The organism is Colwellia sp. Bg11-12 (assembly GCF_014076955.1).
Taxonomy (GTDB): domain Bacteria; phylum Pseudomonadota; class Gammaproteobacteria; order Enterobacterales; family Alteromonadaceae; genus Colwellia_A.
This window is the reverse complement of record NZ_JACGUZ010000051.1, coordinates 24,386-49,825: the sequence shown is the minus strand read 5'-3', so window position 1 is coordinate 49,825 and position 25,440 is coordinate 24,386. Positions and strand designations below refer to the sequence as shown.

The following is a 25,440-nucleotide window of genomic DNA, read 5'->3' as shown; positions in this document are numbered from 1 at the left end:
CCATTCCGAACTCAGAAGTGAAACGCAGTAGCGCCGATGGTAGTGTGGGAGTTCCCATGTGAGAGTAGGACATTGCTAGGCGCCTATTAAGAGAAGCCCGATTCGTAAGAGTCGGGCTTTTTGCTGTCTGTAATTTCTGTAAATTTCTTTATTTTAAACTTGTCAGTAATAAAGATAGCAGGGGGATAGCTTGTAATATCACATTTATTTTCAATGTAACGTGTGTATCAATCAGTAACTTGCTAAAATCTACACATTAATAAATTACTTAGTGTTGTTATGGCTATTAATTGGTTCCCTGGGCATATGCATAAAGCCCAAAAAGAAATAAAAGAAATTCTTCCACAAATAGATGTTGTGATAGAAGTGTGTGATGCACGATTACCCTTTAGTAGTGAGAATCCGATGATCACTGAGATCAGAGGTGACATTCCACTCATTAAGATACTCAATAAATCTGATCTTGCTGATCCAGCTAAAACAAAACTTTGGTTGGAATATTTAGAGTCTCAGAAAAACGTAAAAGCAATCGCGTTAACAACAGATAATCCCTCAGTGGCTAAAACACTCCCTAGTCTTATTCGTAAACTTGTTCCAAGTAAAAATGAAACAGGTAAGCAAATAAATGTTGTGATTATGGGGATCCCTAATGTAGGTAAGTCTACTTTGTTAAACACCCTTGTCGGTAAAGCAAAAGCTAAAGTAGGTAATGAACCGGCAGTAACTAAAGGTCAACAACGCATTCGTCTGGATGAAGGGCTTTATTTATATGACACTCCAGGTATGTTGTGGCCCAAAATTATCAACGAAAATAGTGGCTATCGCCTTGCTATAACGAGTGCAGTTAAAGACACTGCCTTTGATCATGAAGATATTGCTGCTTTTGCCGGTGAATACTTATTAGCAAATTACCCTGAGCGATTACAGGAACGCTACCAACTTAAAGAGGTCCCTGAAACAGAAGTTGAGTTGCTTGAAGAAATAGGTCGACGACGCGGATGTGTTAGATCTGGCGGACGTATTGATTTGCATAAAGCGGCAGCAATCCTAATTAATGAAATAAGGGATAAAACCCTCGGGGAAATTACTTTTGAAACCCCCGATATGATAGAAGTTGAAACACTTTATTTTATCGAGCTTGAAGCTAAAAAAGTGGCAGCGAGAGAAGCAAAGAAAACGGCCCGCGGTCGTGGTCGTAAAAATAAACGTTAGGGAGCCTACATGTCTGATAAATTTCAACTTCACGCGCTATTAAAGAGAGACGCGATTGAATTACTCGAGCTGCCACTGTCGACACTATTACTGATGAATGATAGTAATTACCCGTGGTTCGTCCTAGTGCCTAGAGTCGATAATATTCAAGATATCTATCAACTTGATTGGCAGCAGCAGCAGCAGCTTTTAAATGAATCGAGTTTGTTAAGTGAAATCTTAATGCAGTTATTTAAAGGTACAAAGATGAACGTTGCTGCATTAGGTAATGTTTGTCCACAACTGCATGTCCATCATATTGTTCGTTTTGCTGAAGATATAACTTGGCCAAAACCAGTATGGGGGGCGTTTCCTATGAAAGCTTATAGTGACGAGGAATTAAGCTTGTTGAAAGGGAAGGTACTTCCTGCGCTAGAAAAGATATTAACGCAGGAATAAAGCTTTACGGGTTGACAATATAGCCGCTGAGTTAAGCAACTTGCTCTTGGCGGTTTTCTATTTGATCTAAAGATTGTTTTAAATCTTCAAGTAAATCACTTACGTGTTCTAGACCAACAGAGATACGAATTAAACTATCACTGATACCTGCAGCTACTCTTTCTTCTGGTGTATAAGGAGAATGGGTCATTGAAGCTGGGTGCTGAATAAGGGATTCTGCATCACCTAGACTTACTGCGATTGAAAATAAACTCATCCGATTAATGAAGTCTTCACCACCTTTTAGATCTGCATTTAATTCAAAAGCGATAACACCACCGGCAGCTTTCATTTGTGTGCCAATAAATTTATAGCCATCATGAGATTTTAGTCCAGGGTAATACACTTTAGCTATCATTGGATGACTCTCCAAAAACTCAGCTATTAATTGTGCATTTGAACAGTGGCGTTCCATACGCAATGGTAAAGTTTTTAATCCTCTCATAATTAACCAGGCATCATGAGGGCTCATTGTTGCGCCAATATCTTTAAGTGCCGTTAATTTGATGTGTTCTATCATTTCGGCATTACTGCATATAATACCGGCTACGACATCACCGTGACCATTTAGATATTTTGTCGCGCTATGAACAACTATGTCTGCACCAAATTTACCGGGTTGCTGTAAAACAGGGGTAAGAAAAGTATTGTCCACAATTGAGAGAATATTATGATGTTTTGATATCGCTAAAATGCTCGCTAAATCTAGAACAACTAAGTTGGGATTTATAGGTGTTTCTAAGAATATAACCTTTGTATTAGGTTTTATCGCTTTTTCTACATTTTCAGGCTCTTGCATATCAACAAATGAAACTTCAATACCAAATTTTGTTAACATATGGCTAATTAGCGCATATGAGCAACCATATAACGCACTAGATGAAATAATATGATCACCACACTGCAAATTAGCTAATAAAGCGCCAGATACTGCAGCCATTCCGGTTGCTGTTGCTGCGGCATCTTCCATTTCTTCCATTGCAGCAACACGCATCTCTAATTGCCTTACAGTGGGGTTGCCTAATCTACCGTAGATATAACCTTCAGCCTCTCCGGCAAACCGATCGGCTCCTTGTTTAGCGTTTTCAAAAATAAAGGTAGAAGTTTGGTATAGAGGAGTCGCCAAAGAGCCAAACTGTTCATCGTTAATGCGGCCTGAATGGATCGCTTGTGTTTCAATATGTTTACTATTTTTCATAATATGGCTCTACTTTTAAGTTGTTGCGATGAGACAAATTAAAGACGCATTTGTTATTAATTGTAGGTGCGCCGTTAATCAGTCTTCTACTGATCATATATAGTCTTGTAGTAGATATAGCAAAATTAGCGCCATTATATTTTATTGTAATATTTTCAGTTGCTTATGGTTTTTTATAAGTGTTTATTTAATCACTTGTAATTTAAATATTACAAAAGCTCTGCTTATCAGCTATTCTGTAATATAATTAAGACATTGTAATGTTAATATTACACATCTTGCCAAAACATTGAGATTAGCCAGTGAGAATTGAAATAAAAGTAAAAGATCGTATTGGTATAAGCCAAGAAGTTCTGGCCATCTTTGCCGAAAATCGTTGGAATATATGTTCTTTGGAAGTCGTGAGTCATTTTATCTACGTGGACTTTATGTCGAATAATATAGCATTATCTGAAGTCCAATATTCCCTCTCGCATCGGGATGATATTGTGCATTGTTTATCTGTTGACTTGCTACCGACACAAAGGCGAGAAGCCCATTTAAAAACCTTATTAGATACTATTCCTGACCCAATACTCGATATAGATCAAAATGGCATTATTGTTATCATTAATACTGCGGCTCAGTCGCTAATAAAAGAATTAGATTTGAAAATTGAAGGCCAGCATATTGATCAATATATTGATCAATCTTTTCAGGAAATGCTCAGTTCATCATTGAGTAATTTTTCACTCGCTTTTCTTGAACATTCCTATTTAGCTGATATTACGCCTATATTTTCAGAACATAGTGTATCAGGTGTTATTCTAACATTACGCTCGATGAACCGTGTTGGTCAGCATATCGCGTTAATACAGAGTAAAGAACAAGCCGAGTTTGATAATATTATTGGTGAAAATGCAGCTATTTGTTTGTTGAAATCTCAAACACTTCGTTTCTCAGAACTAGAGTTACCAGTGCTTATTAGCGGCGAAACAGGTACAGGAAAAGAGCTTTTAGCTCGAGCCTTACATAATGCGAGCCGAAGAGCTGATGCACCTTTCTTAGCACTAAACTGTGCGGCATTACCAGAAAACCTACTGGAAAGTGAATTGTTTGGCTATGCACCGGGTGCTTTTACAGGCGCTCAAAAAGGAGGCAAGCCAGGCTTGTTTGAATTAGCAGAAACAGGCACTATCTTCCTAGATGAAATAGCAGAAATGTCTGTTTATCTGCAAGCTAAGTTATTAAGATTTTTACAAGACTATAAGTATAGACGACTCGGTGGAACAAAAGAGTTAACCGCTAATGTCCGCATTATTAGCGCCAGCCATCAAAACCTACCTCAACAAATTGAAAGACAATTATTTAGAGAAGACTTGTTCTATCGTCTAAATGTCTTGAGTTTGTCGATACCACCACTACGTGATCGCCCTGATGATATTATATTATTGGCTTCACACTTTATTGAAATGGCAGCGCTACAAGTGGCACGAAAGGTTCCTACTTTAACGGAACAAGCGTTAGTTGCGCTAAAAAACTGTCAATGGCCGGGTAATATTCGCCAGTTACAAAATATTCTTTTTAGGGCGGTAGCACTTAATGATACGGGAATTATTGAAAAATCAGATATTGATGGTGCTTTATCTCAGTTTACCGTTACTGACTTACCGATAAGTCAGGAGACTGAGTTGTCAGTAAAGGAGGCTAAAAGTTTAGCAGATCCGTATAAATGCTCCGATTGGCGTAGTGCTCAAGAAGCCTTTGAACATAATTTGCTTAAAGCGCTATATCCACTATACCCAACAACAAGGAAACTGGCAGAGCGTTTAAACGTATCACACAATAAAATAGCAATTAAATTGCGGAAGTACGATATAAATTAGCAAGCTATAGGTTTAGTTATTACCCGCCAATAAACTTTACTTTATAACCATTGCTTTCAAGTACTTGTTTTATTTGCTCTCTTTTATCTCCTTGTACTTCGATGACGTCACCAACAACGCTCCCACCGGAGCCACAGGTTTTTTTTAATTTTTTAGCGAGCTCTTTAAGCGCTTTAGCATCTATGCCTAAACCGGTAATGGTAACAACGCCTTTACCTTTTCTGCCTTTAGTTTCACGTCTAACTTTAGCATAACCATCACTGGCTGTTATTGCTTGAGTGGCACTTTCTTGTTTAATACGACCACTGTCTGTTGAGTAAACTAATGAAGTGTCGGAAGGTTGTTGCTTTGCTGAATTATCAGGTGTAGTTGCCTCTCTACCAAACGCACTGGCAAGATCGCTGAGGCTAGAAAGTTTATTTTTCATTATATTTATTCATTATATTGATACCCAAGTTTAATTAAAGCACTTGCTAAATTTTAGACAAAAATAAAGCCACTATTGAAGTGGCTTTATTATACCTAGAATGCTCTAGAAAATAAGTCTGATAACGTATAGTTTACAGTTTACCTTCAAGCTCAGGTAATACATCAAATAAATCACCAACAATACCGTAATCAGCAACTTGGAAAATAGGTGCTTCGGCATCTTTGTTGATAGCAACAATGATTTTTGAGTCTTTCATACCCGCTAGATGTTGAATGGCACCACTAATACCTACAGCAATATATAAATCAGGGGCAACAATTTTACCTGTTTGGCCTACTTGCATATCGTTAGGTACAAAGCCAGCATCAACAGCAGCACGTGAAGCACCGATAGCAGCGCCAAGTTTGTCTGCAATACCTTCAAGTAATTTGAAGTTATCGCCATTTTGCATACCACGACCACCTGAAATTACGATACTCGCTGCGCCTAAATCTGGACGTTCTGATACTGATAACTGGTCACTTACATGCGATGAAATTCCGGCATCAGTTACTGAGTCTATGGCAACAACTTCAGCGCTACCGTCTGTAGCTACTGGGTCAAAACCCGTAGGACGAACCGTAATCACTTTTTTGCTATCTAAGCTTTGCACTGTTGCTATAGCATTACCTGCGTAAATAGGACGAACAAAAGTGTCGCTACTTTCTACAGCAATAATATCTGAAATTTGTGCAACATCTAATAAAGCGGCAACGCGAGGCATGAAGTTCTTACCTGTCGTTAATGCTGTCGCTAAGATATGTTCGTAGTCAGCTGCAAGTTCTGTTACCAACAAGCTAATATTCTCAGCTAGTTGATGCTCATAAGCTGGGCTATCTGCAACAATTACCTTACTTACACCGTTAACTTTTGCCGCTTCTTGAGCAACACTTTGACAATCGCTACCAGCAACCAATATATGAATGTCGCCACCAATTGCTTGCGCTGCAGCAACTGTTTTAAGGGTGTCTGCTTTTAATGTACTGTTATCATGTTCAGCAAATACTAAAATACTCATGAAATCACCTTCGCTTCATTTTTCAATTTCTCAATTAATGTATCAACACTATCAACAATAATGCCGGCTTTACGTGTCGCAGGAGGCGTTACTTTTATTAATTTTGAACGTGGGCTTAAATCAATACCAAAATCAGCGGCAGGCATAACAACTAAAGGCTTGCGCTTTGCTTTCATAATATTAGGTAATGAAGCATAACGTGGTTCATTTAAGCGTAAATCAGTGGTAACAATCGCGGGTAAGTTAAGTGCGATAGTTTGTAAGCCACTATCAACTTCACGCGTTACATTAACTTTATCACCTTCAACTTTTACTTCTGATGCGAATGTACCCTGCGCCATACCCGTTAATGCTGCAAGCATTTGCCCTGTTTGATTATTATCGCTGTCGATAGACTGCTTGCCTAAGATAACTAATTGAGGCTTCTCTTCGTCAACAATTTTTTGTAAAAGCTTAGCAATATTTAGTGCGTCTAATTTCTCATCAGTTTCGATTTGAATGGCGCGATCTGCACCTAAAGCTAACGCTGTTCTTAGTTGCTCTTGGCAAGACTTATCGCCAACAGATACCGCAATAACTTCAGTGGCGATACCCGCTTCTTTTAAACGAACCGCTTCTTCTACAGCAATTTCACAAAAAGGGTTAATTGCCATTTTTACATTAGCAAGATCAACATTTGAATTGTCTGCTTTTACGCGAACTTTGACGTTATAGTCAATAACACGTTTGATAGGTACTAATACTTTCATCGTTGCCTCTGATTGCGTTTGTTGTGTTTATATTTATAGTGTAAAGCTAACGTTTGTTTTATTAAACTAACATTAACAAGTATTTCTAATTATTGCTCGACAGACTAATACTAGACTACGTGAACGTCAACGTAATACCGCAGTTGTCTCGATAAATTGAGCTTAAATAGCTTTTGTCGTAATATCTTTCAATAGAAGATAGTATTTATCAACAAAATATCTATAATAAGTGATATTATCAAACAGGTGTTTGAAAATCAAACGAGTGTTTGATTTTATTTGAATGAATATTTTTTGGGGAAATTTATGGAACGCGAATCGATGGATTTTGACGTTGTTATAGTGGGTGCTGGACCGTCTGGCTTAGCTACAGCTTGTCGTTTGATGCAGTTAGCAAAAGAAAAAGATCAAGAACTTCTGGTCTGCGTTGTTGAAAAAGGCTCAGAAGTTGGAGCACATATTCTATCTGGAGCGGTTTTTGAGCCTAGAGCGCTCAATGAATTATTCCCAGATTGGCAAGATAAAGGCGCACCACTAAAGACAAAAGTGACCGGTGATGACATTTATTTGCTCAATAGTGAAAGTAACGCTATAAAATTACCTAACTTCTCTGTACCGAAAACGATGCACAATGAAGGGAATTACATTGCTAGTATGGGCAATGTTTGTCGTTGGTTAGCTGAGCAAGCTGAAGAGTTAGGTGTTGAAATTTTCCCTGGCTTCCCTGCACATGAAGTACTTTATAACGATGACGGTAGTGTTGCGGGTATTCTTACCGGAGACATGGGCTTAGACGTTAATGGTAAGGAAAAAGATTCGTTCGTACCAGGTATGGAGCTTCGTGCTAAATACACGGTATTTGCTGAAGGCTGTCGTGGCCATTTAGGAAAAGAGTTAATCAGTAAATTTAGCCTAGATGAAGGTAAGTCTCCACAACACTATGGTTTAGGCTTTAAAGAAATTTGGGACATTGACCCAGCTAAGCACCAAGAAGGTCTTGTTGTTCATACGGCAGGTTGGCCATTAGACCAAGGCGCGACAGGTGGCGGTTATCTCTACCATGCAGAAAATAATCAAGTATTTGTAGGGCTAATTGTTGACTTAAATTATAGCAATCCGCACTTAAGTCCGTTTGATGAATTTCAACGCTATAAACATCACCCAAAAATTAGTCAGTACCTTGAAGGTGGAAAACGTGTTTCTTATGGAGCACGAGCGATGGCAAAAGGTGGTTTCAATTCATTACCTAAAATGACAATGCCCGGTGGTATTATCGTCGGTTGTGATGCAGGAACGATTAACTTTGCCAAAATCAAAGGTAATCACACCGCAATGAAATCTGGTATGTTAGCGGCTGAAAGTATTTTTCATGCAATAGCATCAGGTGATGAGGGCGGTAAAGACCTAGCTGATTATACAGAAAGGTTTAAAGACTCTTGGTTATACGAAGAATTATACAGTTCTCGTAACTTTGGTCCTGCTATGCATAAGTTTGGTATGACATTAGGCGGAGCCTATAACACCTTAGATCAGAACTTCTTTAATGGTAAGTTACCGTTCAACTTTAAAGACGATACGCTCGATCACGACCAACTTGAATTGGCATCAGAAGTAGCGGTTATTAATTATCCAAAACCTGATAATAAGTTAAGTTTTGATAAGTTAACTTCAGTGTTTTTGTCTAATACTAATCATGAAGAAGAGCAACCTTGTCACTTGAAACTTGCAGATGTAGTTATTCCCATTTCGGTTAACTTAGCTAAATACGCTGAACCCGCTCAGCGTTATTGTCCCGCAGGTGTTTACGAAATAGAATCGACAGAGCAAGGTGATAAATTAGTGATTAATGCGCAAAACTGTATTCATTGCAAAACCTGTGATATTAAAGACCCAAGTCAGAATATTACTTGGGTGACACCTGAAGGTACGGGTGGACCGAATTACCCTAATATGTAATTCACGCTTTGTTTGATTATAAAAAAACCTGCTGATGCAGGTTTTTTATGTTCAGGATGAAGGGTACAGTGATTATTTTGTTTGAATTAAATCAAATTCACCCAGTGCTGTAATACTTTGCTGTAACTTAGACTCAAGTTGGTCTAACTTCTTTAAGCTTTTACAAAACTGGGCCGCTTTTAATTGCACTTCTTGGGCACGAGGTTCAATTTCAAGCTGTAGATCTTTTTCCATACCTTTTATACGCTGGTCAAATGCTTCTACCCGTTGTTCACTACTACTTTCCTCATTGGTTGCCATTGCTTCACCAACAGCCATCAAAATAGTACCAATTGATTCAGTAACAATACTTTCAATTTCTTGTTCGAAGGCACCAGCAAAAATTTCATCAAAATCAGCAAAATCTTGTGACGCAATATAATAGTTAGTATCGCTGTGGTTAAAACGCTCTCTTAAACGATATTGCATTTCATCAAAGCGCTCTTGTATCTTTTGATGTGAAGCGCTATTTTCGCCTGTTAAGCCAGCGATAACTTTATTTACCGCTTTTAAATCTATATCAACCCCTTCAATTGCTATGGCAACTATTTCAGGGATCTGTTTACGAATACCTTGGCTGTATTGCGTTAATAATTGCCTTTGCTCTTCATTGAGGTTGATTTCTCGTCCGCGAATAAATAACTGTTGGTCGTTATTGATTTGTACATAGGTTTGACTTTCTTTTAAAATACGTACATGAGAAGGGTTGATCACTACGCCGTGGTTAAAATTAATATCGCATTGCTGAGCTGAAACACTGCTAATAAGCATGCTCATAGCAAGTAAAGGAAGAGTAAAAGAGTTCATCGCTTATCCAAGGTAACGAAAAGGGTGTTTAGTGATAGTGAATTACAAAGTAATTCACTAGGTATTAACGATAGGGTTAAAATGAATTTTTCTTTCTTTATAATTCACTTTAGTCGGGCCATATTCACGGCGCGTTTTGTCCTGGAAATCGCCAACAATTACTTGCACACCATGATATAGTTTTTCTGTTGCTTCAACAAAAACACTTGTCATATATGCTTGAAGCTTCTCTTCAAACACCTCTTTCTCATTTAGAATTTCACCCATACGATTAGTGTGATACTTATAAGTAGATATCAGTTTGCTAAGCATTTCAGGATTTACTTTATCGGTTGGTAATTTTTTCAATTTATTAACAGCTACTTGTAATTCAGTAGACTTATCAGAATCAATTTTTAATCTTGCTTCAATATCTTCCAAGTGTTCTTTAATTAAATTAACTTTTTTAGAAAAGTTAATTATTGTTGTACTTCCTGCGGTAGCGCCTACTATTCCAGCATGAACAGATTTCCCTGCTTTTATGTAACCTGCAATAAGTTTACCGTTGGCTTTTTCATCTGAGCCCAGCCAGAGTATTTCTTCAACATCAATAATACTGTGCATCATTTGATTTTCAATACGTAAAGAATGACAAGTAATTTCAGCATATTGACAGTATTTTGCGAATACTTTACCTTCAGCACGAATACAAACACTCATTTTTATGTCATCAATAGAGAGTTCTTCAGTATCTTGTTTTCTGCCAATAATACCACTACCAATGGTTATGTCTCCACCCGCTTCTAAGGTTGCAGACTCGACAAAACCGCCAATTGTTATATCACCTGTAGCTGTTACTTTCATGCCTTCACAAATATCCCCATCAATAATCACACTGCCTTCAAATTTAATGTGGCCGGTACTAATATCAACATTTTTTATGCGATAGACACCGTCGACTTCCATGCCGTTATCAATGATCCTTGGCAAGCCTACTAGTGTTGAAATTAATATTTGATCATTTTTAGGGCTGAGAGTTGTGCCTTCACCTGCTTGCAGCGTAATGTCTTCTCCAGGAACAGGTTCTAAAGGAGATCCTGTTACTGTAAAGCCTTTAGTACCTTCGGTTAGCATAATTTTTTTTGCGAGTGGGTCGCCGATTTTCACACAAATTATATCGCCTAAATCACGCATGTCGACACTACCATCTTCGCGTGCTTTAGGACGTAAAATTCTGTCTTGAGCGCTCTGTACTAACCATTTTATTTTTGAATCTTTACCATTGATGGCATCTTTACCGTGAGCAATTTCACCATTGACAATAGAGCCAGCAGGTTCTTTAGCCGCTTGATGAGCGAGTTTCAATAACTGCTCTTTGGTAAAACCTTTAGTAACACCCGATTGTTGGGCCGAATTTAAAATAGCTTTAGCGGTTAAATGTTTACCACCAAGTGCCGTTGAAATCTCTGCACTTGCAGACATTTCATCTTTATCAATAGAAATTGAAATAGTCGCGTCTCGACGCTCAAGTATTTGATAACTTATTTCTCGGCCAGATTTATTGGCCTGAAGGGGTTTGAGAACACTGTTGAGTTCGGCAATAGCATTTTTGATATTGCCGTTATCAACATATAAGTCTTTATATTCAGAATTCTCTATAATTTCATGAATACTCGCTTCTGTAATTTGTGAGTCATCTTTAACCGGTTGCAAAACAAGGTCAATATTGTTTTTTTTATTTGCTACTAAACTTGCTTGAGTCACGCGAGATTTACTCCACTATTACCACTTAAAATAAAAGATTAAATATAGTTTTCTTGATGAATTTTAATGAAAGAACCGGTGTTTATTTTTGAGTAATCTATTTTATATTCTTTATTATCAAGTGCCTGTACAAATATTAGCGTTTTAGATTCACCAAATACATCGGTAGCACTTACATCAACTACATCTTGATATGCCTTTTTAGCATCAGCCTTTTTATTGGGCACTTCACCTTTATAAATACCTATGCCACGGTTACTAACAATAACAACAGGGTGACCGCCATTTACAATCAATAAATCAAATTTTCTCATCTTATGAATAATGGTATTGCGACCACTCGTGATGAAGTTTTTTTCTATCAAAATATGCTCCTATATTTTACTAATATGTACGGTGATATTAATCACATTAATAACTAATACACTACAATACTATTATTCTAGTTTATTATCCCTGTAAATATATAAAGTTTTGATTTATGGCGCAATAAAAATGACGTTTCTTTTAATATAATTGAAATTAATACGTCACGTTAACATGCATACAACATTTTAAAGCTATATATCAGAAATAAAGTGGTGTTTGAGTACTTTCAATTAATAAACGTCGGATCATATCGAGCGACCGAGCTGCGACCATTTGCTGAAAGTAGACCCTATTTGCTTTTATACAAAAATATTTACTGTTTATTTTGTCTTTATTCCCCCAAGCAACCCAAACTGATCCCACCGGTTTATCTTCTGTGCCACCATCAGGGCCAGCGATGCCTGAAACAGCAATAACTAAATCTGCACCTGCGATAGCTAATGCTCCTTTGGCCATCGCTCTCACCGTTTCCTCACTCACTGCGCCGTGTTGCTTTATTATATTTTCATCAACATTAAGTAATTTACTTTTCATGCGATTTGAATAAGTTACAAAGCCTGCTTCAAATGAAGCCGATGATCCTGATACTTTTGTTAACTCACTCGCGATTAAACCCCCAGTACAAGATTCTGCTGTGGTTATCTTAATATTTTTTTGTTGGCATAATTGCAAGACTAATTCTGCTAAGGTATGAGGATTTTCTTGAATCTCCTCAATAATGTGATCATTTAATAACGTTTTTATTTTCTCAATAAGATTAATTTTTACGGGTAAATATTCGCTTTTTTCAACGGTTAATTTTAATTCTATTAATGGAGAACTCGCGCGAAAACCTAATTCAACTTCTTTAGGCCAATAAGGGAACTCTTTAATTAGCATTGATTGTAATGTTGACTCGCCAATACCAAATAATTGTAAACGGGTAATGTCCATTTCTGCGGTGAATTTTGATTGTAACGCTAGTACTGGAATAATCTCTTCATTAAGCATTATTTTTAGTTCACTGGGGACACCCGGAGTGCAGAAAACTTGGCAGTCATTTAATATCATTGAAAACCCAACAGCGCTGCCCACTCGGTTGATAATAATATCGCAATCTTTTGGCAATATCGCTTGTTTTAAATTTGCGGCGCCTAAGTGCGCATTACGTTGTTCACACCATGCTTGTAAATGTGCCAACGCAATAGGGTGTTGCTCTAAAGGAAGGTTACTCGCACTTGCTAATGCTTGTGCGGTTAAATCATCGGTTGTTGGGCCTAGCCCCCCATTGATAATTAATACGTCTGCGTCTTTTGTTAACGTTATTATTTCCTTAGAAAGTAACTTTAGGTCGTCAGCTAAAGTGACTTTACGGCTAATCTTTATGCCAATGGCTTTGCATTGTTGGGCGATCATTGCTGAGTTACTGTCAACAATATCTCCGGTCATTAACTCATTACCGGTAAGGAGAAGGTGTACTTTAGCGATAGTCATTTTTGCAGCTCAAAAACCAAATAAAATAATAGCGTTAGATTACTTTATAAGTTGAATTATTGTTAGTAACTATCAGTAAATAAAAATTTGTTATACCAATTAAAATAAATTTAAACCTTTTTTATAAGATGGGTGACTAATGATTATTAAAACAAAAAACTCTTAATGAAATTTAAAGGAACGTTCATGAAAAATGCATTGAAAAAACAACTTACGTTAGCCACTATTTTATCACTTTCAACGATCACATCGGTATACGCTGAGGTTAAAGAGACTATTGAAAAATCATTTTCTGTTAGTTCATCAGCAACTTTACGTTTAGCTAATGTTAATGGTGGCGTTGAGATTAAAGGCTGGGATAAAAGTGAAATAAAAATAACGGCAATTATCACTGCAGATAATCAAGAAGATAGAGAGCGTATTAATATTGAGTTTTCTGAACGCTCAAGTGACGTGAGTGTTGAAACACAGTACACCAAAAAATCATCTTGGGGGCGCAATAGCAACTCAGGAAAAGTTGACTATACCGTAATGGTACCCTTTGGCGCTGCGTTAACGAATATTGAGTTAGTTAACGGTTCTTTGGTTATTGAGCAAGTAAAAGGTGAAATAAAAGCTAACACAGTAAATGGGTCTATTAATGTGCAAGACTCAGCTGATGATCTTGAGCTAAATTCTGTCAATGGCAGTATTAAAGCGTCATACCAACGCATAGATAAAAACATAGATAATATCGAATTAACAACAGTAAATGGTAGCATTAAACTTTATATGCCAAGTGATTTGAGTGCTGTAATTAATGCTGAAACCATGCATGGCAGTATTGCTACTGAGTTTGGACTTTCAAGTGATAAAAAAATGTTTAGCGGTCGTCATTTATCAGGAACTGTTGGCAGCGGTGATATTAATATTAATTTAGAAAGTGTTAATGGCAGCATCACTGTGATGAAAAATTAATTTGTAACAATGGTTTACAAAAATATACTTTACCACAACATTTCTGTTGTGGTTTTTTTATTTGGTTGTTGGTAAAAATAAGGCACAATAGCGCACATATTTGACAGAGTTATTAAGGCGTATTTTAAGTGAGTGAGCAATATAACCGAGCATTATTAGCGGGGCGTTGGTATCGTATGGAAATGAATGACACAGGTCACCAACTTGTTGAGTATGCTGAGCTTTGCCTTGATGGTAGCTTTGAGTTTTCTTTTGTCGAACAAACCTCTCAAGGCGAAATTATTAGCCAAAATGTTGAGCTAGGCGATTGGGGATTAGTGGGTGATATACACTTTACTATTACGCAAGAAGAAGTTGTAGACAATGAGCATTATTGTGCAGATTTACATGATGAAAATAACTATCAGGCCTACAAAATTTTAGCATTAGACAGCCAAGTTTTTAAATACCAGCATATTGTGAGTAATGAAGTGTTTATCCTGCGCCGAGTTGTTGATAAAATCGGACACTGTTAAATTAAGTTATTCTTCACAAATAATAAAATTCCCCATTTACTTAATAAGTAGTAGAGAAAAAATGAAAAATATAAATGCAGCAAGTTTAATTACTGCGATAAAAACCCCTTATAACGCACAGGGTGAAATTGACCTTGTTACTTATGACCAACTTGTTGCAAAGCAAATTGCTGCTGGCGTTGACGGTATTGTTGTCGGTGGAACTACCGGTGAAGGACACTTATTAAGTTGGGAAGAGCACTTAATGTTAATCGCCCATACCGTTCATCAATATAGCGACAAACTGATTATTGTTGGTAATACCGGTAGTAATAATACCCGTGAAGCGATTAAAGCGACACAAAATGGTTTTGCTATGGGAATGGATGCAGCATTGCAAATTAATCCTTATTACGGTCGAACGTCAATGGCGGGTGTTGCGGCACATTTTAATAAAGTATTAGATATTGGACCTGCGTTTATTTATAACGTGCCGGGTCGAACGGGTCAGGATCTTACCCCTGATTTGATCGAGCCGTTGTCAAAGCATAAAAACTTTATTGGTGTGAAAGAATGTGGTGGTAACGAGCGTATCGCGTATTATGAAAAACAAGGGATTGCTTGTTGGTCAGGCAACGACGATGAAAGTTATGTCGGTCGCCATCAATTTGGCTCTCATGGTGTTATTTCAGTAACATCAAATGTTATTCCAGGCTTAATGAGAACCTTAATGGATACTCAAGACAGCGAGCTAAATGAACGCTTACAAGGCCTCATGAAATGGTTGTTTTGTGAACCAAATCCTATTGCAGTAAATACGACCTTGATGATGACAGGTGCAGTTGAAGCTAACTTTAGATTGCCTTATCTAGCATTAACACTAGAGCAACGTCAGGTCGGTTTTGACCTTTTAGCGAAAATTGAAACGGCAGAACTTGTTGGTGACAAATTAGCACTTCTTAAAGATAGCGACTTTAATTACTGCTCATAAATGCGTTCACGCCAGAGCATTTAATGATGGCATTAAATGCTCTGGTAGTTTAAATGATCTTTGCTCGTCGCTAAGCGGGCAAATAAAATTAAGTGCAACGGCGCAAAGTTGTAAGTTAATACTTTCTTCATTACTACCCTCAACAACTTTCCCGTGTAACCTATCGCCAACCACTGGCATATTAATACTTGCTGCATGGCTTCTTATTTGATGTTTTCTACCGGTATCTATTTTTACTTGTACTAAGGATGTATTATTTTTTTCATCGTACGCAAGATGAGTAAAATGACTACTCGCTTTTTTACCGTCAACATCATTTGTTAAGGTGTCAGGTTGCGGGCGCAAACGATGATCACCATGAATGATAATATGATATGTTTTTTCTAAATTATGCTTTTCAAACATAGCACTTAATGCTTGAACTGCTTTTTTACTATGCGCAATTAAAATTAACCCCGTTGCAGCTCTATCTAAGCGATGAACGATGAATGCTGCGCGCTCAGGTTTTAGGTGTGTTTGTGCCCAACGAGCGATAGTACAATGATCACTCCACTTCGAACCTTGAGATAACATGCCATAAGGCTTATACCAAACACTGTAATCAACACAGTCAGCAACTAACAAGGCTTCATTAGGCTGCTGGTTTAATACTTGTTCGTCATAATAAAAGTGCAAGGTATCGGTTATTTTTAATGGTTTTTTAATCCGTCGCAAGCGTTGTGTGCTTTTACCGCGCGTTAACCATAACGCTCCTTGCTGAATAGCTTGTTTTAATTGCGCATTACTTAATGCGCACTGCTTGTTAAGCTCAGTGATAATGGTGCTGTTTTCTGTATTGATATCAAGGTGAAGCTCAAATTTATTCAAGGCTATACTCAAGGTTAAAGACCGTTGTTGTCATTAATTACGTTAGTTTACCAAAAATAATGCCGAACAAAATTGGTATTCTGTTTTTCATCAGATAAAATAGCGAAATAATTTAGTTAACAATAAGATGAATAATAATGAACCGTGATTTAGCCCTATTTCCAGAAGATAATGTTGGCAACGCCTTGTGGCAAATGATGATTGATGGCGATGATTTAAGTCAAGCCCGTGAAATTGAGTTTTCAGTTATTTTTCCTAACGAAGAAGCTGCTTTGAAGTTTGGTCAGTTACTTTTAGAAAACAACCAAAAATTATCATTTTGTCCCTATGAAGGTAATGATGACTTTCCTTGGGAAATTACGGCTTATCCCTTTGTTGGTGCCAGTTATGAAAACATTAGTTCGTATCAAAATTTATTGATTTCAAGCGCAGAGCCACTAGGTGGACAGTATGATGGGTTTTATTGCGCTGCAGTTTAAGTATATTCTAATACTTATAAAGGGGTTAGGTTCATCTATAATGTAAATAACATATGATGGCTAACCTTTACTATTATTCTTATGCTGAAGTATTTCAGCATCATTAAGAGAGTTTTATGCTTGATATAAGCCAATTTGACCAGTTAAAAAAAACCAGTGCCAAGTCATTTAATGATCAAAAAGCCTTGATTAAAAAAGTAATGGCTGGTCGTCAAATAAAATGTGAAACTTGTGGCACTATTCTGCGCTTAGTTGTACCAGAAGACAAAAGCACCCCCGGTGTTTATTGCGGTAAAGGCTGTACCGATATTTGTTTAGATTTTACGTAAACATCAACAGTGATTTAACTGACACGGACTGAGCGACAAACTTCTTTTACCGCGCTAATAATTAATGAATTCTCTTTATTACGGTTAAATGCCAATCCAATGTCTTTTATTAACCTATTATCTTCGACTGGCATTAATGCTAACGCTTCAGCCTCTAGAATTTCTTGCCAATCAGGCAGTAAAGCCGCGCCAATCCCTGCGCAGACTAATTGCCAAGCATATTCGATGGTTTTAATATTAGCGCGGGGTTGAAACCTAATAGAAGCATCAGCCATGACCACTTTTAAGGTGTCGAGGGCGTCACAAGGTGCTCTATTGATAAAAGGCATATCTTGCAATTGAATAATGTTAATAGATGACTGTTGAGCAATAGGCCAGCTTTTTGGCACCGCTATTTGATAGTTGTCTTGCCAAATAGGAATAAAGCTTTCGTTATAGGCAACAGAGTTAGCAGACACAACGCGCGCATCGCAAGGTTCTTGAGGGTCAACTAACGTTAATTCTAAATGATCAATTTTTTCTGTTATTTTCTTCAATAAATGACTCATTCGTTGCGCCCCCAATGAGCGCATAATACCTAGCCTGAGTAATACGGGTTTTGGGTTTTCAGAAAAAAGATGACTGATAGACTTTGCATTGTCAGCCATTTCTTTTGCTTTAGGGTAGAGTTTATCTGCCGCATCTGTGGGCAATACACCGCGTGCATGACGAAAAAACAAAGTGATATTTAAATCTGATTCTAGCTGCTGAATCGCCGTGGTGATTGAAGGCTGAGAAACAAAGCAAACGCGAGCAGCGCCACTAATACTGCCTTGCTCATAGACAGATTGAAAATACTTTAGTGATCGAAGTTCCATCGTTATTTCCAATCGTTGTTGATAAAATGAAGTTTGTTCCCATTACTATAACCTTTATTAATGATTAGCAGAATTAATTATAGTTTTTATCTATACCTTTGATAAAAAATGATATTTTTCAAGTTTATAGGCACCCGTAAGGTTGGTTGTTCTTTAAATAATGAACAAGCACTTGAAATCGTCATGCTGAATTTTTCTAGATGAATATAGGTATAGAGCTTTGTTATGAGCCAAAAACTGTGTTTTAGTCTCATAACATGCACCGAAAAATTATCGCCAAGTGTATGCTAACGAAAATGGAACAGAAGGTATTACTGAGACATTTATTTGAACAAGGGCTGATGATGATCAATATTTGTTCGGTAATGTTATCATCGGTGATAACAGAAAAAAATTATGATTTTAGTAACGCATTTAACTCAGGCTTTGAAACAGTTATTGAGTAATATCCCTGACTAAAACGAAGTTAACGCTAAGTTCAAACAAACTCAAAAGAGAATATATGCATGAGTGCTTTTTCAACTAAAACTGAAAGTACCGGACAAAATAGAAGTCTTGAACAAAATGAAGTTTTCATTTGTGATGCTATTAGAACACCTATTGGCCGTTATGCTGGCTCGCTAGCGACCATTCGTGCTGATGACCTAGCCGCATTACCCTTAGCAGCACTAATGGCACGAAACCCAACACTCGATTTTAGCCAAGTAGACGATGTTATTTTAGGTTGTGCTAACCAAGCAGGAGAAGATAACCGTAATATTGCTCGTGTAGCCACGTTATTAGCGGGCTTACCTTACCAAGTCCCCGCAACAACCTTGAACCGTTTATGTGGCTCTGGCTTAAATGCTGTCGGTATTGCTATGCAGGCGATTAAGTCAGGTGAAGCTGAAATGATTATTGCTGGCGGTGTTGAAAGCATGACTCGCGCACCTTTTGTGATGGGCAAAGCAGAAAGTAATTTTTCGCGTACTCAAGAAATTTTCGATACAACGACAGGCTGGCGTTTTATTAACAAAGCACTCGATAGTGCGTACGGCACTGAAAGCATGCCACAAACAGCAGAAAATCTTGCACAAGAGTTTAACATTAGCCGGGCAGACCAAGACAAGTTTGCTTTTGCTAGCCAGCAAAAAGCAGCTAAAGCCCAACAAGCAGGATTTTTTGCAGAAGAAATACTACCCGTTAGTATTTCACAAGGTAAAAACGACCCTATTATTTTCTCTCAAGATGAGCATATTCGTCTAACAAGTTTAGATAAAATGACGGCACTCAAGCCTTTTGTTCATGCCAAAGGTACTCTTACCGCCGGTAATGCATCGGGAATTAATGATGGCGCTGCGGCAATATTATTGGCGTCAAGTCAATCGGTGCAAAAAAACAACTTAGCACCTATTGCTAAGGTACTAGGTATGGCAGTTGCTGGTGTACCACCACGTATTATGGGGATTGGTCCGGTTCCAGCAACAAAAAAATTGCTAAAACGTTTGAATTTATCACTTGAAGATATCGACATTATTGAACTGAACGAAGCTTTTGCTGCACAAGCTTTAGCTTGTATTCGCGAGTTAGGTTTGCAAGATGACGATCCTCGTATTAACCCGCAAGGTGGCGCTATCGCATTAGGACATCCTTTGGGAATGAGTGGTGCGCGCTTAATAACGTCAGCAGCTCGCCAATTGCAACGTACCAACAAGCGTTATGCGTTGTGTACTATGTGCATTGGTGTTGGGCAGGGAATAGCTTTAATTATTGAAAGAGTTTAAGGCATTTTAAAACCGGATAAGTAAGAGAGTGAGTGATGTGTTACTCCCTTTCTTATGCTTAATGGTAAATAGCGAATACTCAATTGACTCTGTATATTGTAAACCTATAGGGTGACTTTTAACTTGTTATTCAGTAGATTAGTATCTTGTGCTAAGGCTTACAGCAAAGAGATGACAGCAATGACCCGATCCCATTTACTTTTATTTTTACTCTGTGTTTGTGGCTTTATGGTCAGTCTTTTTTTTAAGCCCTATCCGCTGAGCTGGGCAATAAAAATTTTACCAATATTCGTTTTACTGCATTTTTCTTGGCAAAGAAGCTTTGAAACTAAAGAACGCGCGCATAAGTTATTTATGTTCGGCTTAGTTTTCTCAGCTTTTGGCGATTTCTTTTTAGATTATGACAGGGTTAATTGGTTTGTATTCGGTTTAGGGGCTTTCTTAGTCGCTCATCTATTTTACATTTTTAGTCTAAAACCACTCGTACCCAAAAAAATCGTGAGCAAACGTTTACCGATTATTACGCTCTATTTTGGCTATGGCGTTGGCATATTTTCGTTAATATATGCCGGCTTAGGCGAGTTATTTATACCTGTATTGGTTTATATGACAATATTACTGTTAATGGGGATAACTACCTTACTTTCACAAAAAGCGAATGCTTGGTTAATTATTGGCGGGCTCAGCTTTATTCTTTCAGACTCATTAATAGGGCTTAATCAGTTTTATCATCAAATACCTTATGACAGTGTTTGGATCATGAGTAGCTATTATTTCGCTCAACTGGCATTAGTGAAAGGTATGTTTACCCAAGACAATAAGCTGGCGTAGTGGTCAACCTTCATCTAACTATCACCTAGCTTATCGACAATAAAGTCGATAAAGCACTTTACCTTCGCCGGCATGTTTTTTCGGCTAGGATAAACCAGGTAAACACCAATACTTATTGGTATAAAATCTTCAAACAGTGGCACTAATTTCCCCGTAGTCACTTCATCCCGCAAATTAAATAACGGCATACGTATAATACCTTGTCCTGCTAAACATAACGAAACCATCATTTCTGAGTTATTGCATGATACTCGACTGATAACATGTGTTTGAGTTTTTTGCCCATTTTTAGCGGTGTAATACCAAGTTTCAGGGGTTTTTAGATTACGGTAACTGATCATCTGATGATCAATCAATTCATCGGGATGTTTAGGTATACCATACTCTTGTAAGTATTGGGGAGACGCGAGCGTTAAACTGGTCGAGTTCATAAAACGTCGGCTAATTAGGCTTGAGTCTTCAAGCTGAGCCGCTGCTCTGATGACAATATCAAAGCCATCGGAAATTAAATCTACTTTATGATCGTTTAATTCGATGTCTAAAGTGATTTTCGGATACTTAGCCATAAATTCAGCGAGGATCGGCCTAATACGAGAAACACCTATACCAATAGGACAGCTTAACTTTAAACGACCTTGTGGTATTTGCTGGCGTCCCAAAAGGCTATTTTCAACGTGTAAAGCATCTTCAATGATCTGTTGGCATTGTTGATAATAGACTTCGCCTTCGGATGTTAAGTGTAAGGTTCGGGTCGTTCGATGCAATAAGCGGACCCCTAAACGAGTTTCTAGCTTACTGACTTCTTTGCTGATATAAGAGGTAGAGTGCTTCATTTTTTCAGCAGCATTGACAAAACTTTTACTTTGCACCACTTGTACAAAAACAGCGATACCATCAAGTAAGTTACTTTTACTTTGTGAAGAAGAAAATAGTGTATTAGCTTTCATATGGAAATAATGTATCTGTAATTAGGTTATTAATCTTATATAGGAAATAAATTACACTATTTTCATTGCAATACCTATTGTTACCTCATACTTATCGTTATAACTTTGGAGTTTATATGAAAATTATCGCTTTTGCCGCCAGTAGTAGTCGTCAATCAATTAATAAACAGTTAGTGAGCTATGCCGCTAGCCTTGTTGAAAACGCTCAAGTTGAAGTACTTGATATTAACGATTATGAAATGCCCTTATATAGTGCTGATAGAGAAGCAGAGCTGGGTAAACCACAATTAGCACAAGACTTTCTCGATAAAATAGCCGGTGCAGACGCTTTGGTTATTGGTTTTGCTGAGCACAATGGCTCTTATACGGCTGCTTATAAAAACTTATTTGATTGGAGTTCTCGTGCTTTACAAAAAGTGTATCAGCATAAGCCGCTTGTTTTACTGGCAACATCACCAGGCCCAGGTGGAGCAGCAACCGTACTTGCCGCAGCTGTAGGCTCGGCACCTTTTTTTGATGGCGAGGTAAAAGCTCATTTATCAATTCCAAGCTTTTATGATAATTTTGATGTCGAAAAAGGACAGTTAACTAATGCCGAGTTAGCTGAAAAGCTCGCTTTAGCTATGGCAATGCTCAGCCAGTAACCTTTCTAATCTTTGGTATTGTGCTTGATCAGGTATACCAAAACGTAAAGCATTATTTTCGTCGCACAAACGCACGTAGAGCCCTTGGTGACAGAGTTTTTGATAAAGTTCTGTTGCTTGAGGATAAACGATTGTTTTAAATAAACCACACCCCTTAATCGTTATGCTTGGGCCATCGCTTTTAGTAGGGTGATGTAAAAACGTTTTTGTTAATAGTTGTTCGAGTTTTATTGATAAGTCGGTTAATTTTTGTCGCTGTGCCAATTGCCAAGCATGATCGTTTAACGCCTGCTCAGCAATAAATTGGGCTGGGCCATTAACTTCCCATGGTGAAGATAACTGGTTAAGTTTATTTATCCAAAATGGATGAGCACTTAAAAAACCTATTCTAATACCCGCTAAGCCAAAAAATTTACCGACTGAACGCAATACAAAAAGATGTTTATTTAGCGTTAAGTGAATAAGCGATTGACTCGGTGCAATAACATCCATAAAAGCCTCGTCAATAATTAACCAACCCGAGAGTGATTCAAGGGTTGTTAATAGTGCTGTTAATTTTTGCTGTTGCTGTAATTCACCTGTTGGATTATTAGGGTTAATTACCACAACAATCGCGTTTAATGTTAGGTCTTCATACGTTGGTAAATGCTGATAATGTTTAACAGTAAAACCTGCATCATGCCAAGCTCTTTCGTGCTCTTTATAACCAACTTCAGGTAACCACACCTCTATATGGCTTGATGGCTTTTTTATATGATTGAGATATAGCGCGGGTAAACGTGCAATAACTGCCTGGCTACCACTGGTTACACTTATACTTTGCGTACCATAATAATGCTTAGCTGCAGCGAGTAACCCTTCACTTTTTTGCGGTAATTGCTGCCAAATATATTGAGGAATAGCAGGAATAGGGTAACTGTTCGGGCTGATGCCCGTTGATAAGTCTAGCCACTGTTCTAAAGGGATTTTGTAGCGCTCAACCATTTTGTTGAGCTGCCCACCGTGAACGAGTGCTGTCGTGTTTTTATTATCATGCTGACTCATCATAAGTTCCCCTTCTATAAATAATGAAAAAATTCATAGAAAAAACAAGTAAAGATAAAAATAACCACCGAGTTGTTCACAAGGTTTATGCTACGAATAATATCACTTTGGGTGACAAGCTTACCGCAACCTAATTTAACAGAAGTCACAGCTTTACCATGATATATCGCCGAACCGCCCAGGGTGAAATTAAGTACACTGGCACCTGTCGCCATTACCCAGCCACCATTCAAGCTTTTGTAATGCTGACTTTGCTGATAACCATTTTTTAGGGCATTAATCGTTTTTGAGAAAGAGAGCTTCGTTTGGCAAGCATAAAGCAGGGCGGTAATCTTGGCACTAGGCCAGCCAAGTAAATCGTCCATACGTGCAGCACACCATCCAAAATTAATGAATTGTGGATTTTTATAGCCCCACATTGCATCCAATGTATTGGCAAGTCGGTGCAATATAACAAGTGGAATACCGCCGACTATAAACCAAAAGAAGCTGGCGACTGCGGCGTCATGACCATTTTCAAGTACAGATTCTACAGTGGCACGTGAAATCTCTTGCGCTGATAAATGGTCAGTATTACGACTAACTAAATAACCACAGAAATGTCGAGCAGTTGCTAAGTCATCTTTCTCTAGAGGTTTACGTATTTGTAAAGCATGCAATTTTAGGCTTTTTAAACCGATAGCAAAATAAAGTACTATGGTATCTAAACACCAGAACCACACATTGCTCTGATGAAAATAATAATAAATAACAGGTAAGGGTAAACAGAGTATTAACCAAGAGAATATGCCCAGTATTCGAGGTAACCATTGTTTTACTTTTTTATCATTGTTTTGATAAGAATTAACCTTTTTTTCTATTGTTGAGGTTAACCAGCCAAAGCCAACTAATGGATGAAAGCGCTTAACTTCACCGAGCCAATAATCAAGCAAGTAAGCGGTTATCATGATGAGTGAAGTCATCATGTAGTGGATATCGCTACGGCGGGGAGTTGAGTAATATCGAGTGTAGAAACAAGTGTAAAAACTTGCTTTTTACTCTGGTAAGTTATCTGAAAAATACAACCATTATCAAACGCTTTTTTATGTGTGTTTATCGCGTGTTCATCAGAAAAATTATCAACCATTAAGGATAAAAAACAACGTAATATATCACCATGGCTAACGATTAAAATATTATCAATAGCTGTGCTAGCTAGGTTTTTTATTCCAATTTTTTGAAAATCATTGTCAGCTTGAACCGTATTTGAAATATCAATTAAAGCTTGCTGAAATCGTACCGCGCAGTCGATACCTGATTCACCATTAGGGGGCGCAACAGTGTTTACTTGATGAAAGATAGCTTGGAAATTTTTGTCTGGTTTTACTTCGCTAATATGCTTGCCTTGCCAATCACCAAAGTTACGCTCTATTAATGCGGATGTTCGCGTAAGTGATGTGTTCAGTATGGCTTGACAAATTTCAGCGGTTTTCTCTGCTCTTGGCAATGTAGAGCTGACAATATGTCCTACATTATGAGTATTGAGTTGTGCAGCTATAGCACGCGCTTGCCGATAGCCTTTTTCTGTTAATGGGCTATCAAATTGTCCTTGAAACTTACCTACTTTATTCCACTGTGTTTCGCCGTGGCGCGTAAGAAAAAAATTTATGACCGTCATTTATACTAAAATTACTTATACCCGTTCCACTCGATGATCCTCGTTTAAGGGAAATTGAGCGAATCATAATCAAGACTCACTTTTTTGTTAAGGGTTATTCCCTTAACAAAATGTAACGACGAGTATGTTTTGTTCAGTTCCCCCCAAGGGGCTGGTTTACAAACGCTTTATACCACGTTATTGATTTCGACAATAGAATAACTAT

The 25,440-nt window shown here is 37.8% G+C and carries 27 protein-coding genes; 13 read left to right on the top strand and 14 right to left on the bottom strand.

Going from position 1 to position 25,440, the window contains the following annotated elements; all coding sequences use genetic code 11:
• Window positions 1-279 precede the first annotated feature (279 nt).
• Window positions 280-1,212 carry a ribosome biogenesis GTPase YlqF gene (ylqF, locus tag H4J39_RS02975; protein ID WP_182225926.1) on the top strand — a complete coding sequence of 311 codons (933 nt, stop codon included), beginning with the start codon at window positions 280-282 and terminating at the stop codon, window positions 1,210-1,212.
• A gap of 9 nt (window positions 1,213-1,221) precedes the next feature.
• Window positions 1,222-1,650 carry an HIT domain-containing protein gene (locus tag H4J39_RS02970; RefSeq protein WP_182225925.1) on the top strand — a complete coding sequence of 143 codons (429 nt, stop codon included), beginning with the start codon at window positions 1,222-1,224 and terminating at the stop codon, window positions 1,648-1,650.
• 31 nt (window positions 1,651-1,681) lie between these two features.
• Here the strand turns inward: H4J39_RS02970 and megL are convergent, their stop codons facing one another.
• On the bottom strand, window positions 1,682-2,887 hold the full coding sequence (gene megL / locus H4J39_RS02965; RefSeq protein ID WP_182225924.1) for a methionine gamma-lyase: 1,206 nt from the start codon (window positions 2,885-2,887) through the stop codon (window positions 1,682-1,684).
• Window positions 2,888-3,189: 302 nt separating this feature from the next.
• On the opposite strand from megL, the gene H4J39_RS02960 reads away from it, so the two are divergent.
• The gene (locus H4J39_RS02960) at window positions 3,190-4,752 is read left to right on the top strand and encodes a sigma 54-interacting transcriptional regulator (RefSeq protein WP_182225923.1); all 1,563 of its coding nucleotides are present in this window, start codon (window positions 3,190-3,192) and stop codon (window positions 4,750-4,752) included.
• Between the two features lie 19 nt (window positions 4,753-4,771).
• Here the strand turns inward: H4J39_RS02960 and H4J39_RS02955 are convergent, their stop codons facing one another.
• From H4J39_RS02955 to H4J39_RS02945, 3 genes are all read right to left on the bottom strand, one after another.
• Window positions 4,772-5,179, bottom strand: a complete 408-nt coding sequence (locus tag H4J39_RS02955; RefSeq protein ID WP_182225922.1) for a stress response translation initiation inhibitor YciH — start codon at window positions 5,177-5,179, stop codon at window positions 4,772-4,774.
• A gap of 133 nt (window positions 5,180-5,312) precedes the next feature.
• A complete protein-coding gene (locus H4J39_RS02950) occupies window positions 5,313-6,239 on the bottom strand; it encodes an electron transfer flavoprotein subunit alpha/FixB family protein (protein ID WP_182178322.1) in 927 nt (308 codons plus the stop codon).
• Window positions 6,236-6,988, bottom strand: coding sequence for an electron transfer flavoprotein subunit beta/FixA family protein (locus H4J39_RS02945; RefSeq protein ID WP_182225921.1), 753 nt, complete (start codon window positions 6,986-6,988; stop codon window positions 6,236-6,238). The genes H4J39_RS02950 and H4J39_RS02945 overlap by 4 nt, the downstream gene beginning before the upstream one ends.
• A gap of 306 nt (window positions 6,989-7,294) precedes the next feature.
• Here H4J39_RS02945 and H4J39_RS02940 point away from each other — a divergent pair, with 306 nt between their 5' ends.
• Window positions 7,295-8,944: an electron transfer flavoprotein-ubiquinone oxidoreductase gene (locus tag H4J39_RS02940; protein ID WP_182224120.1), complete on the top strand. Its 1,650-nt coding sequence runs from the start codon at window positions 7,295-7,297 to the stop codon at window positions 8,942-8,944.
• A 72-nt stretch (window positions 8,945-9,016) separates the two neighbouring features.
• Here the strand turns inward: H4J39_RS02940 and H4J39_RS02935 are convergent, their stop codons facing one another.
• The 4 genes from H4J39_RS02935 to H4J39_RS02920 form a co-directional block, all read right to left on the bottom strand.
• The gene (locus H4J39_RS02935) at window positions 9,017-9,790 is read right to left on the bottom strand and encodes a DUF2884 family protein (protein WP_182225920.1); all 774 of its coding nucleotides are present in this window, start codon (window positions 9,788-9,790) and stop codon (window positions 9,017-9,019) included.
• Between the two features lie 57 nt (window positions 9,791-9,847).
• The gene (locus tag H4J39_RS02930; RefSeq protein ID WP_182225919.1) at window positions 9,848-11,533 is read right to left on the bottom strand and encodes a DUF342 domain-containing protein; all 1,686 of its coding nucleotides are present in this window, start codon (window positions 11,531-11,533) and stop codon (window positions 9,848-9,850) included.
• 38 nt (window positions 11,534-11,571) lie between these two features.
• Window positions 11,572-11,898 (bottom strand): hypothetical protein, encoded by a 327-nt coding sequence (locus H4J39_RS02925; RefSeq protein ID WP_182225918.1) that lies wholly within the window; start codon window positions 11,896-11,898, stop codon window positions 11,572-11,574.
• A 202-nt stretch (window positions 11,899-12,100) separates the two neighbouring features.
• A complete protein-coding gene (locus H4J39_RS02920; protein ID WP_182225917.1) occupies window positions 12,101-13,375 on the bottom strand; it encodes a CinA family nicotinamide mononucleotide deamidase-related protein in 1,275 nt (424 codons plus the stop codon).
• 186 nt (window positions 13,376-13,561) lie between these two features.
• Between H4J39_RS02920 and H4J39_RS02915 the strand changes: the two genes are divergently transcribed.
• From H4J39_RS02915 to dapA, 3 genes are all read left to right on the top strand, one after another.
• Window positions 13,562-14,332, top strand: coding sequence for a DUF4097 family beta strand repeat-containing protein (locus H4J39_RS02915; protein ID WP_182225916.1), 771 nt, complete (start codon window positions 13,562-13,564; stop codon window positions 14,330-14,332).
• 128 nt (window positions 14,333-14,460) lie between these two features.
• Window positions 14,461-14,847, top strand: a complete 387-nt coding sequence (locus H4J39_RS02910; protein WP_182225915.1) for a hypothetical protein — start codon at window positions 14,461-14,463, stop codon at window positions 14,845-14,847.
• A gap of 61 nt (window positions 14,848-14,908) precedes the next feature.
• The gene (gene dapA, locus H4J39_RS02905) at window positions 14,909-15,817 is read left to right on the top strand and encodes a 4-hydroxy-tetrahydrodipicolinate synthase (protein ID WP_182225914.1); all 909 of its coding nucleotides are present in this window, start codon (window positions 14,909-14,911) and stop codon (window positions 15,815-15,817) included.
• A gap of 6 nt (window positions 15,818-15,823) precedes the next feature.
• On the opposite strand, the gene H4J39_RS02900 is transcribed toward dapA, so the two are convergent.
• Window positions 15,824-16,684 (bottom strand): RluA family pseudouridine synthase, encoded by an 861-nt coding sequence (locus H4J39_RS02900; protein WP_259368737.1) that lies wholly within the window; start codon window positions 16,682-16,684, stop codon window positions 15,824-15,826.
• Window positions 16,685-16,821: 137 nt separating this feature from the next.
• Between H4J39_RS02900 and H4J39_RS02895 the strand changes: the two genes are divergently transcribed.
• Together H4J39_RS02895 and H4J39_RS02890 are read left to right on the top strand one after the other, a co-directional pair.
• Window positions 16,822-17,163, top strand: coding sequence for a ribonuclease E inhibitor RraB (locus H4J39_RS02895; protein ID WP_182178295.1), 342 nt, complete (start codon window positions 16,822-16,824; stop codon window positions 17,161-17,163).
• 116 nt (window positions 17,164-17,279) lie between these two features.
• Window positions 17,280-17,492 (top strand): hypothetical protein, encoded by a 213-nt coding sequence (locus tag H4J39_RS02890; RefSeq protein ID WP_182224123.1) that lies wholly within the window; start codon window positions 17,280-17,282, stop codon window positions 17,490-17,492.
• 14 nt (window positions 17,493-17,506) lie between these two features.
• On the opposite strand, the gene H4J39_RS02885 is transcribed toward H4J39_RS02890, so the two are convergent.
• Entirely contained in the window at window positions 17,507-18,349 is an 843-nt protein-coding gene (locus H4J39_RS02885) for a LysR family transcriptional regulator (RefSeq protein ID WP_182225912.1), read from the bottom strand.
• A gap of 296 nt (window positions 18,350-18,645) precedes the next feature.
• On the opposite strand from H4J39_RS02885, the gene H4J39_RS02880 reads away from it, so the two are divergent.
• The 3 genes from H4J39_RS02880 (at window position 18,646) to H4J39_RS02870 (ending at window position 20,943) form a co-directional block, all read left to right on the top strand.
• Window positions 18,646-18,795 carry a hypothetical protein gene (locus H4J39_RS02880; protein WP_182225911.1) on the top strand — a complete coding sequence of 50 codons (150 nt, stop codon included), beginning with the start codon at window positions 18,646-18,648 and terminating at the stop codon, window positions 18,793-18,795.
• Between the two features lie 60 nt (window positions 18,796-18,855).
• Window positions 18,856-20,112 carry a 3-oxoadipyl-CoA thiolase gene (gene pcaF / locus H4J39_RS02875; protein WP_182225910.1) on the top strand — a complete coding sequence of 419 codons (1,257 nt, stop codon included), beginning with the start codon at window positions 18,856-18,858 and terminating at the stop codon, window positions 20,110-20,112.
• 180 nt (window positions 20,113-20,292) lie between these two features.
• Window positions 20,293-20,943: a lysoplasmalogenase gene (locus H4J39_RS02870; protein WP_182225909.1), complete on the top strand. Its 651-nt coding sequence runs from the start codon at window positions 20,293-20,295 to the stop codon at window positions 20,941-20,943.
• A gap of 14 nt (window positions 20,944-20,957) precedes the next feature.
• Here H4J39_RS02870 and H4J39_RS02865 read toward each other — a convergent pair whose 3' ends face one another.
• Window positions 20,958-21,890: a LysR family transcriptional regulator gene (locus H4J39_RS02865; protein WP_182225908.1), complete on the bottom strand. Its 933-nt coding sequence runs from the start codon at window positions 21,888-21,890 to the stop codon at window positions 20,958-20,960.
• Between the two features lie 116 nt (window positions 21,891-22,006).
• Here H4J39_RS02865 and H4J39_RS02860 point away from each other — a divergent pair, with 116 nt between their 5' ends.
• Complete coding sequence (locus H4J39_RS02860) at window positions 22,007-22,534, top strand: NADPH-dependent FMN reductase (RefSeq protein WP_182178285.1); 528 nt, start codon at window positions 22,007-22,009, stop codon at window positions 22,532-22,534.
• Here the strand turns inward: H4J39_RS02860 and cobD are convergent.
• Genes cobD through H4J39_RS02845 form a run of 3 tightly spaced genes read right to left on the bottom strand, consistent with a single transcriptional unit; the run spans window position 22,508 to window position 25,235 of the window.
• Window positions 22,508-23,581: a threonine-phosphate decarboxylase CobD gene (gene cobD, locus H4J39_RS02855; protein ID WP_182225907.1), complete on the bottom strand. Its 1,074-nt coding sequence runs from the start codon at window positions 23,579-23,581 to the stop codon at window positions 22,508-22,510. The genes H4J39_RS02860 and cobD overlap by 27 nt on opposite strands.
• Window positions 23,582-23,592: 11 nt before the next feature.
• Window positions 23,593-24,543 carry an adenosylcobinamide-phosphate synthase CbiB gene (cbiB, locus tag H4J39_RS02850; protein WP_182225906.1) on the bottom strand — a complete coding sequence of 317 codons (951 nt, stop codon included), beginning with the start codon at window positions 24,541-24,543 and terminating at the stop codon, window positions 23,593-23,595.
• Window positions 24,540-25,235 (bottom strand): histidine phosphatase family protein, encoded by a 696-nt coding sequence (locus H4J39_RS02845; RefSeq protein WP_182225905.1) that lies wholly within the window; start codon window positions 25,233-25,235, stop codon window positions 24,540-24,542. Before H4J39_RS02845 ends, cbiB begins: the two co-directional genes overlap by 4 nt.
• Between the last annotated feature and the right edge of the window lie 205 nt (window positions 25,236-25,440).

Excerpts from the sequence above, each read along its gene's own strand:
- H4J39_RS02920 (WP_182225917.1), bottom strand. The coding sequence starts at position 13,375 with ATGACTATCGCTAAAGTACACCTTCTCCTTACCGGTAATGAGTTAATG.
- H4J39_RS02870 (WP_182225909.1), top strand. The coding sequence starts at position 20,293 with ATGACCCGATCCCATTTACTTTTATTTTTACTCTGTGTTTGTGGCTTT.
- H4J39_RS02950 (WP_182178322.1), bottom strand. The coding sequence starts at position 6,239 with ATGAGTATTTTAGTATTTGCTGAACATGATAACAGTACATTAAAAGCA.
- H4J39_RS02895 (WP_182178295.1), top strand. The coding sequence starts at position 16,822 with ATGAACCGTGATTTAGCCCTATTTCCAGAAGATAATGTTGGCAACGCC.
- H4J39_RS02880 (WP_182225911.1), top strand. The coding sequence starts at position 18,646 with ATGGAACAGAAGGTATTACTGAGACATTTATTTGAACAAGGGCTGATG.
- H4J39_RS02915 (WP_182225916.1), top strand. The coding sequence starts at position 13,562 with ATGAAAAATGCATTGAAAAAACAACTTACGTTAGCCACTATTTTATCA.
- H4J39_RS02845 (WP_182225905.1), bottom strand. The coding sequence starts at position 25,235 with ATGACGGTCATAAATTTTTTTCTTACGCGCCACGGCGAAACACAGTGG.
- H4J39_RS02865 (WP_182225908.1), bottom strand. The coding sequence starts at position 21,890 with ATGAAAGCTAATACACTATTTTCTTCTTCACAAAGTAAAAGTAACTTA.
- pcaF (WP_182225910.1), top strand. The coding sequence starts at position 18,856 with ATGAGTGCTTTTTCAACTAAAACTGAAAGTACCGGACAAAATAGAAGT.
- H4J39_RS02940 (WP_182224120.1), top strand. The coding sequence starts at position 7,295 with ATGGAACGCGAATCGATGGATTTTGACGTTGTTATAGTGGGTGCTGGA.
- cobD (WP_182225907.1), bottom strand. The coding sequence starts at position 23,581 with ATGATGAGTCAGCATGATAATAAAAACACGACAGCACTCGTTCACGGT.
- H4J39_RS02860 (WP_182178285.1), top strand. The coding sequence starts at position 22,007 with ATGAAAATTATCGCTTTTGCCGCCAGTAGTAGTCGTCAATCAATTAAT.
- dapA (WP_182225914.1), top strand. The coding sequence starts at position 14,909 with ATGAAAAATATAAATGCAGCAAGTTTAATTACTGCGATAAAAACCCCT.
- H4J39_RS02955 (WP_182225922.1), bottom strand. The coding sequence starts at position 5,179 with ATGAAAAATAAACTTTCTAGCCTCAGCGATCTTGCCAGTGCGTTTGGT.
- H4J39_RS02890 (WP_182224123.1), top strand. The coding sequence starts at position 17,280 with ATGCTTGATATAAGCCAATTTGACCAGTTAAAAAAAACCAGTGCCAAG.
- cbiB (WP_182225906.1), bottom strand. The coding sequence starts at position 24,543 with ATGATGACTTCACTCATCATGATAACCGCTTACTTGCTTGATTATTGG.
- ylqF (WP_182225926.1), top strand. The coding sequence starts at position 280 with ATGGCTATTAATTGGTTCCCTGGGCATATGCATAAAGCCCAAAAAGAA.
- H4J39_RS02945 (WP_182225921.1), bottom strand. The coding sequence starts at position 6,988 with ATGAAAGTATTAGTACCTATCAAACGTGTTATTGACTATAACGTCAAA.
- H4J39_RS02885 (WP_182225912.1), bottom strand. The coding sequence starts at position 18,349 with ATGGAACTTCGATCACTAAAGTATTTTCAATCTGTCTATGAGCAAGGC.
- H4J39_RS02935 (WP_182225920.1), bottom strand. The coding sequence starts at position 9,790 with ATGAACTCTTTTACTCTTCCTTTACTTGCTATGAGCATGCTTATTAGC.
- H4J39_RS02970 (WP_182225925.1), top strand. The coding sequence starts at position 1,222 with ATGTCTGATAAATTTCAACTTCACGCGCTATTAAAGAGAGACGCGATT.
- megL (WP_182225924.1), bottom strand. The coding sequence starts at position 2,887 with ATGAAAAATAGTAAACATATTGAAACACAAGCGATCCATTCAGGCCGC.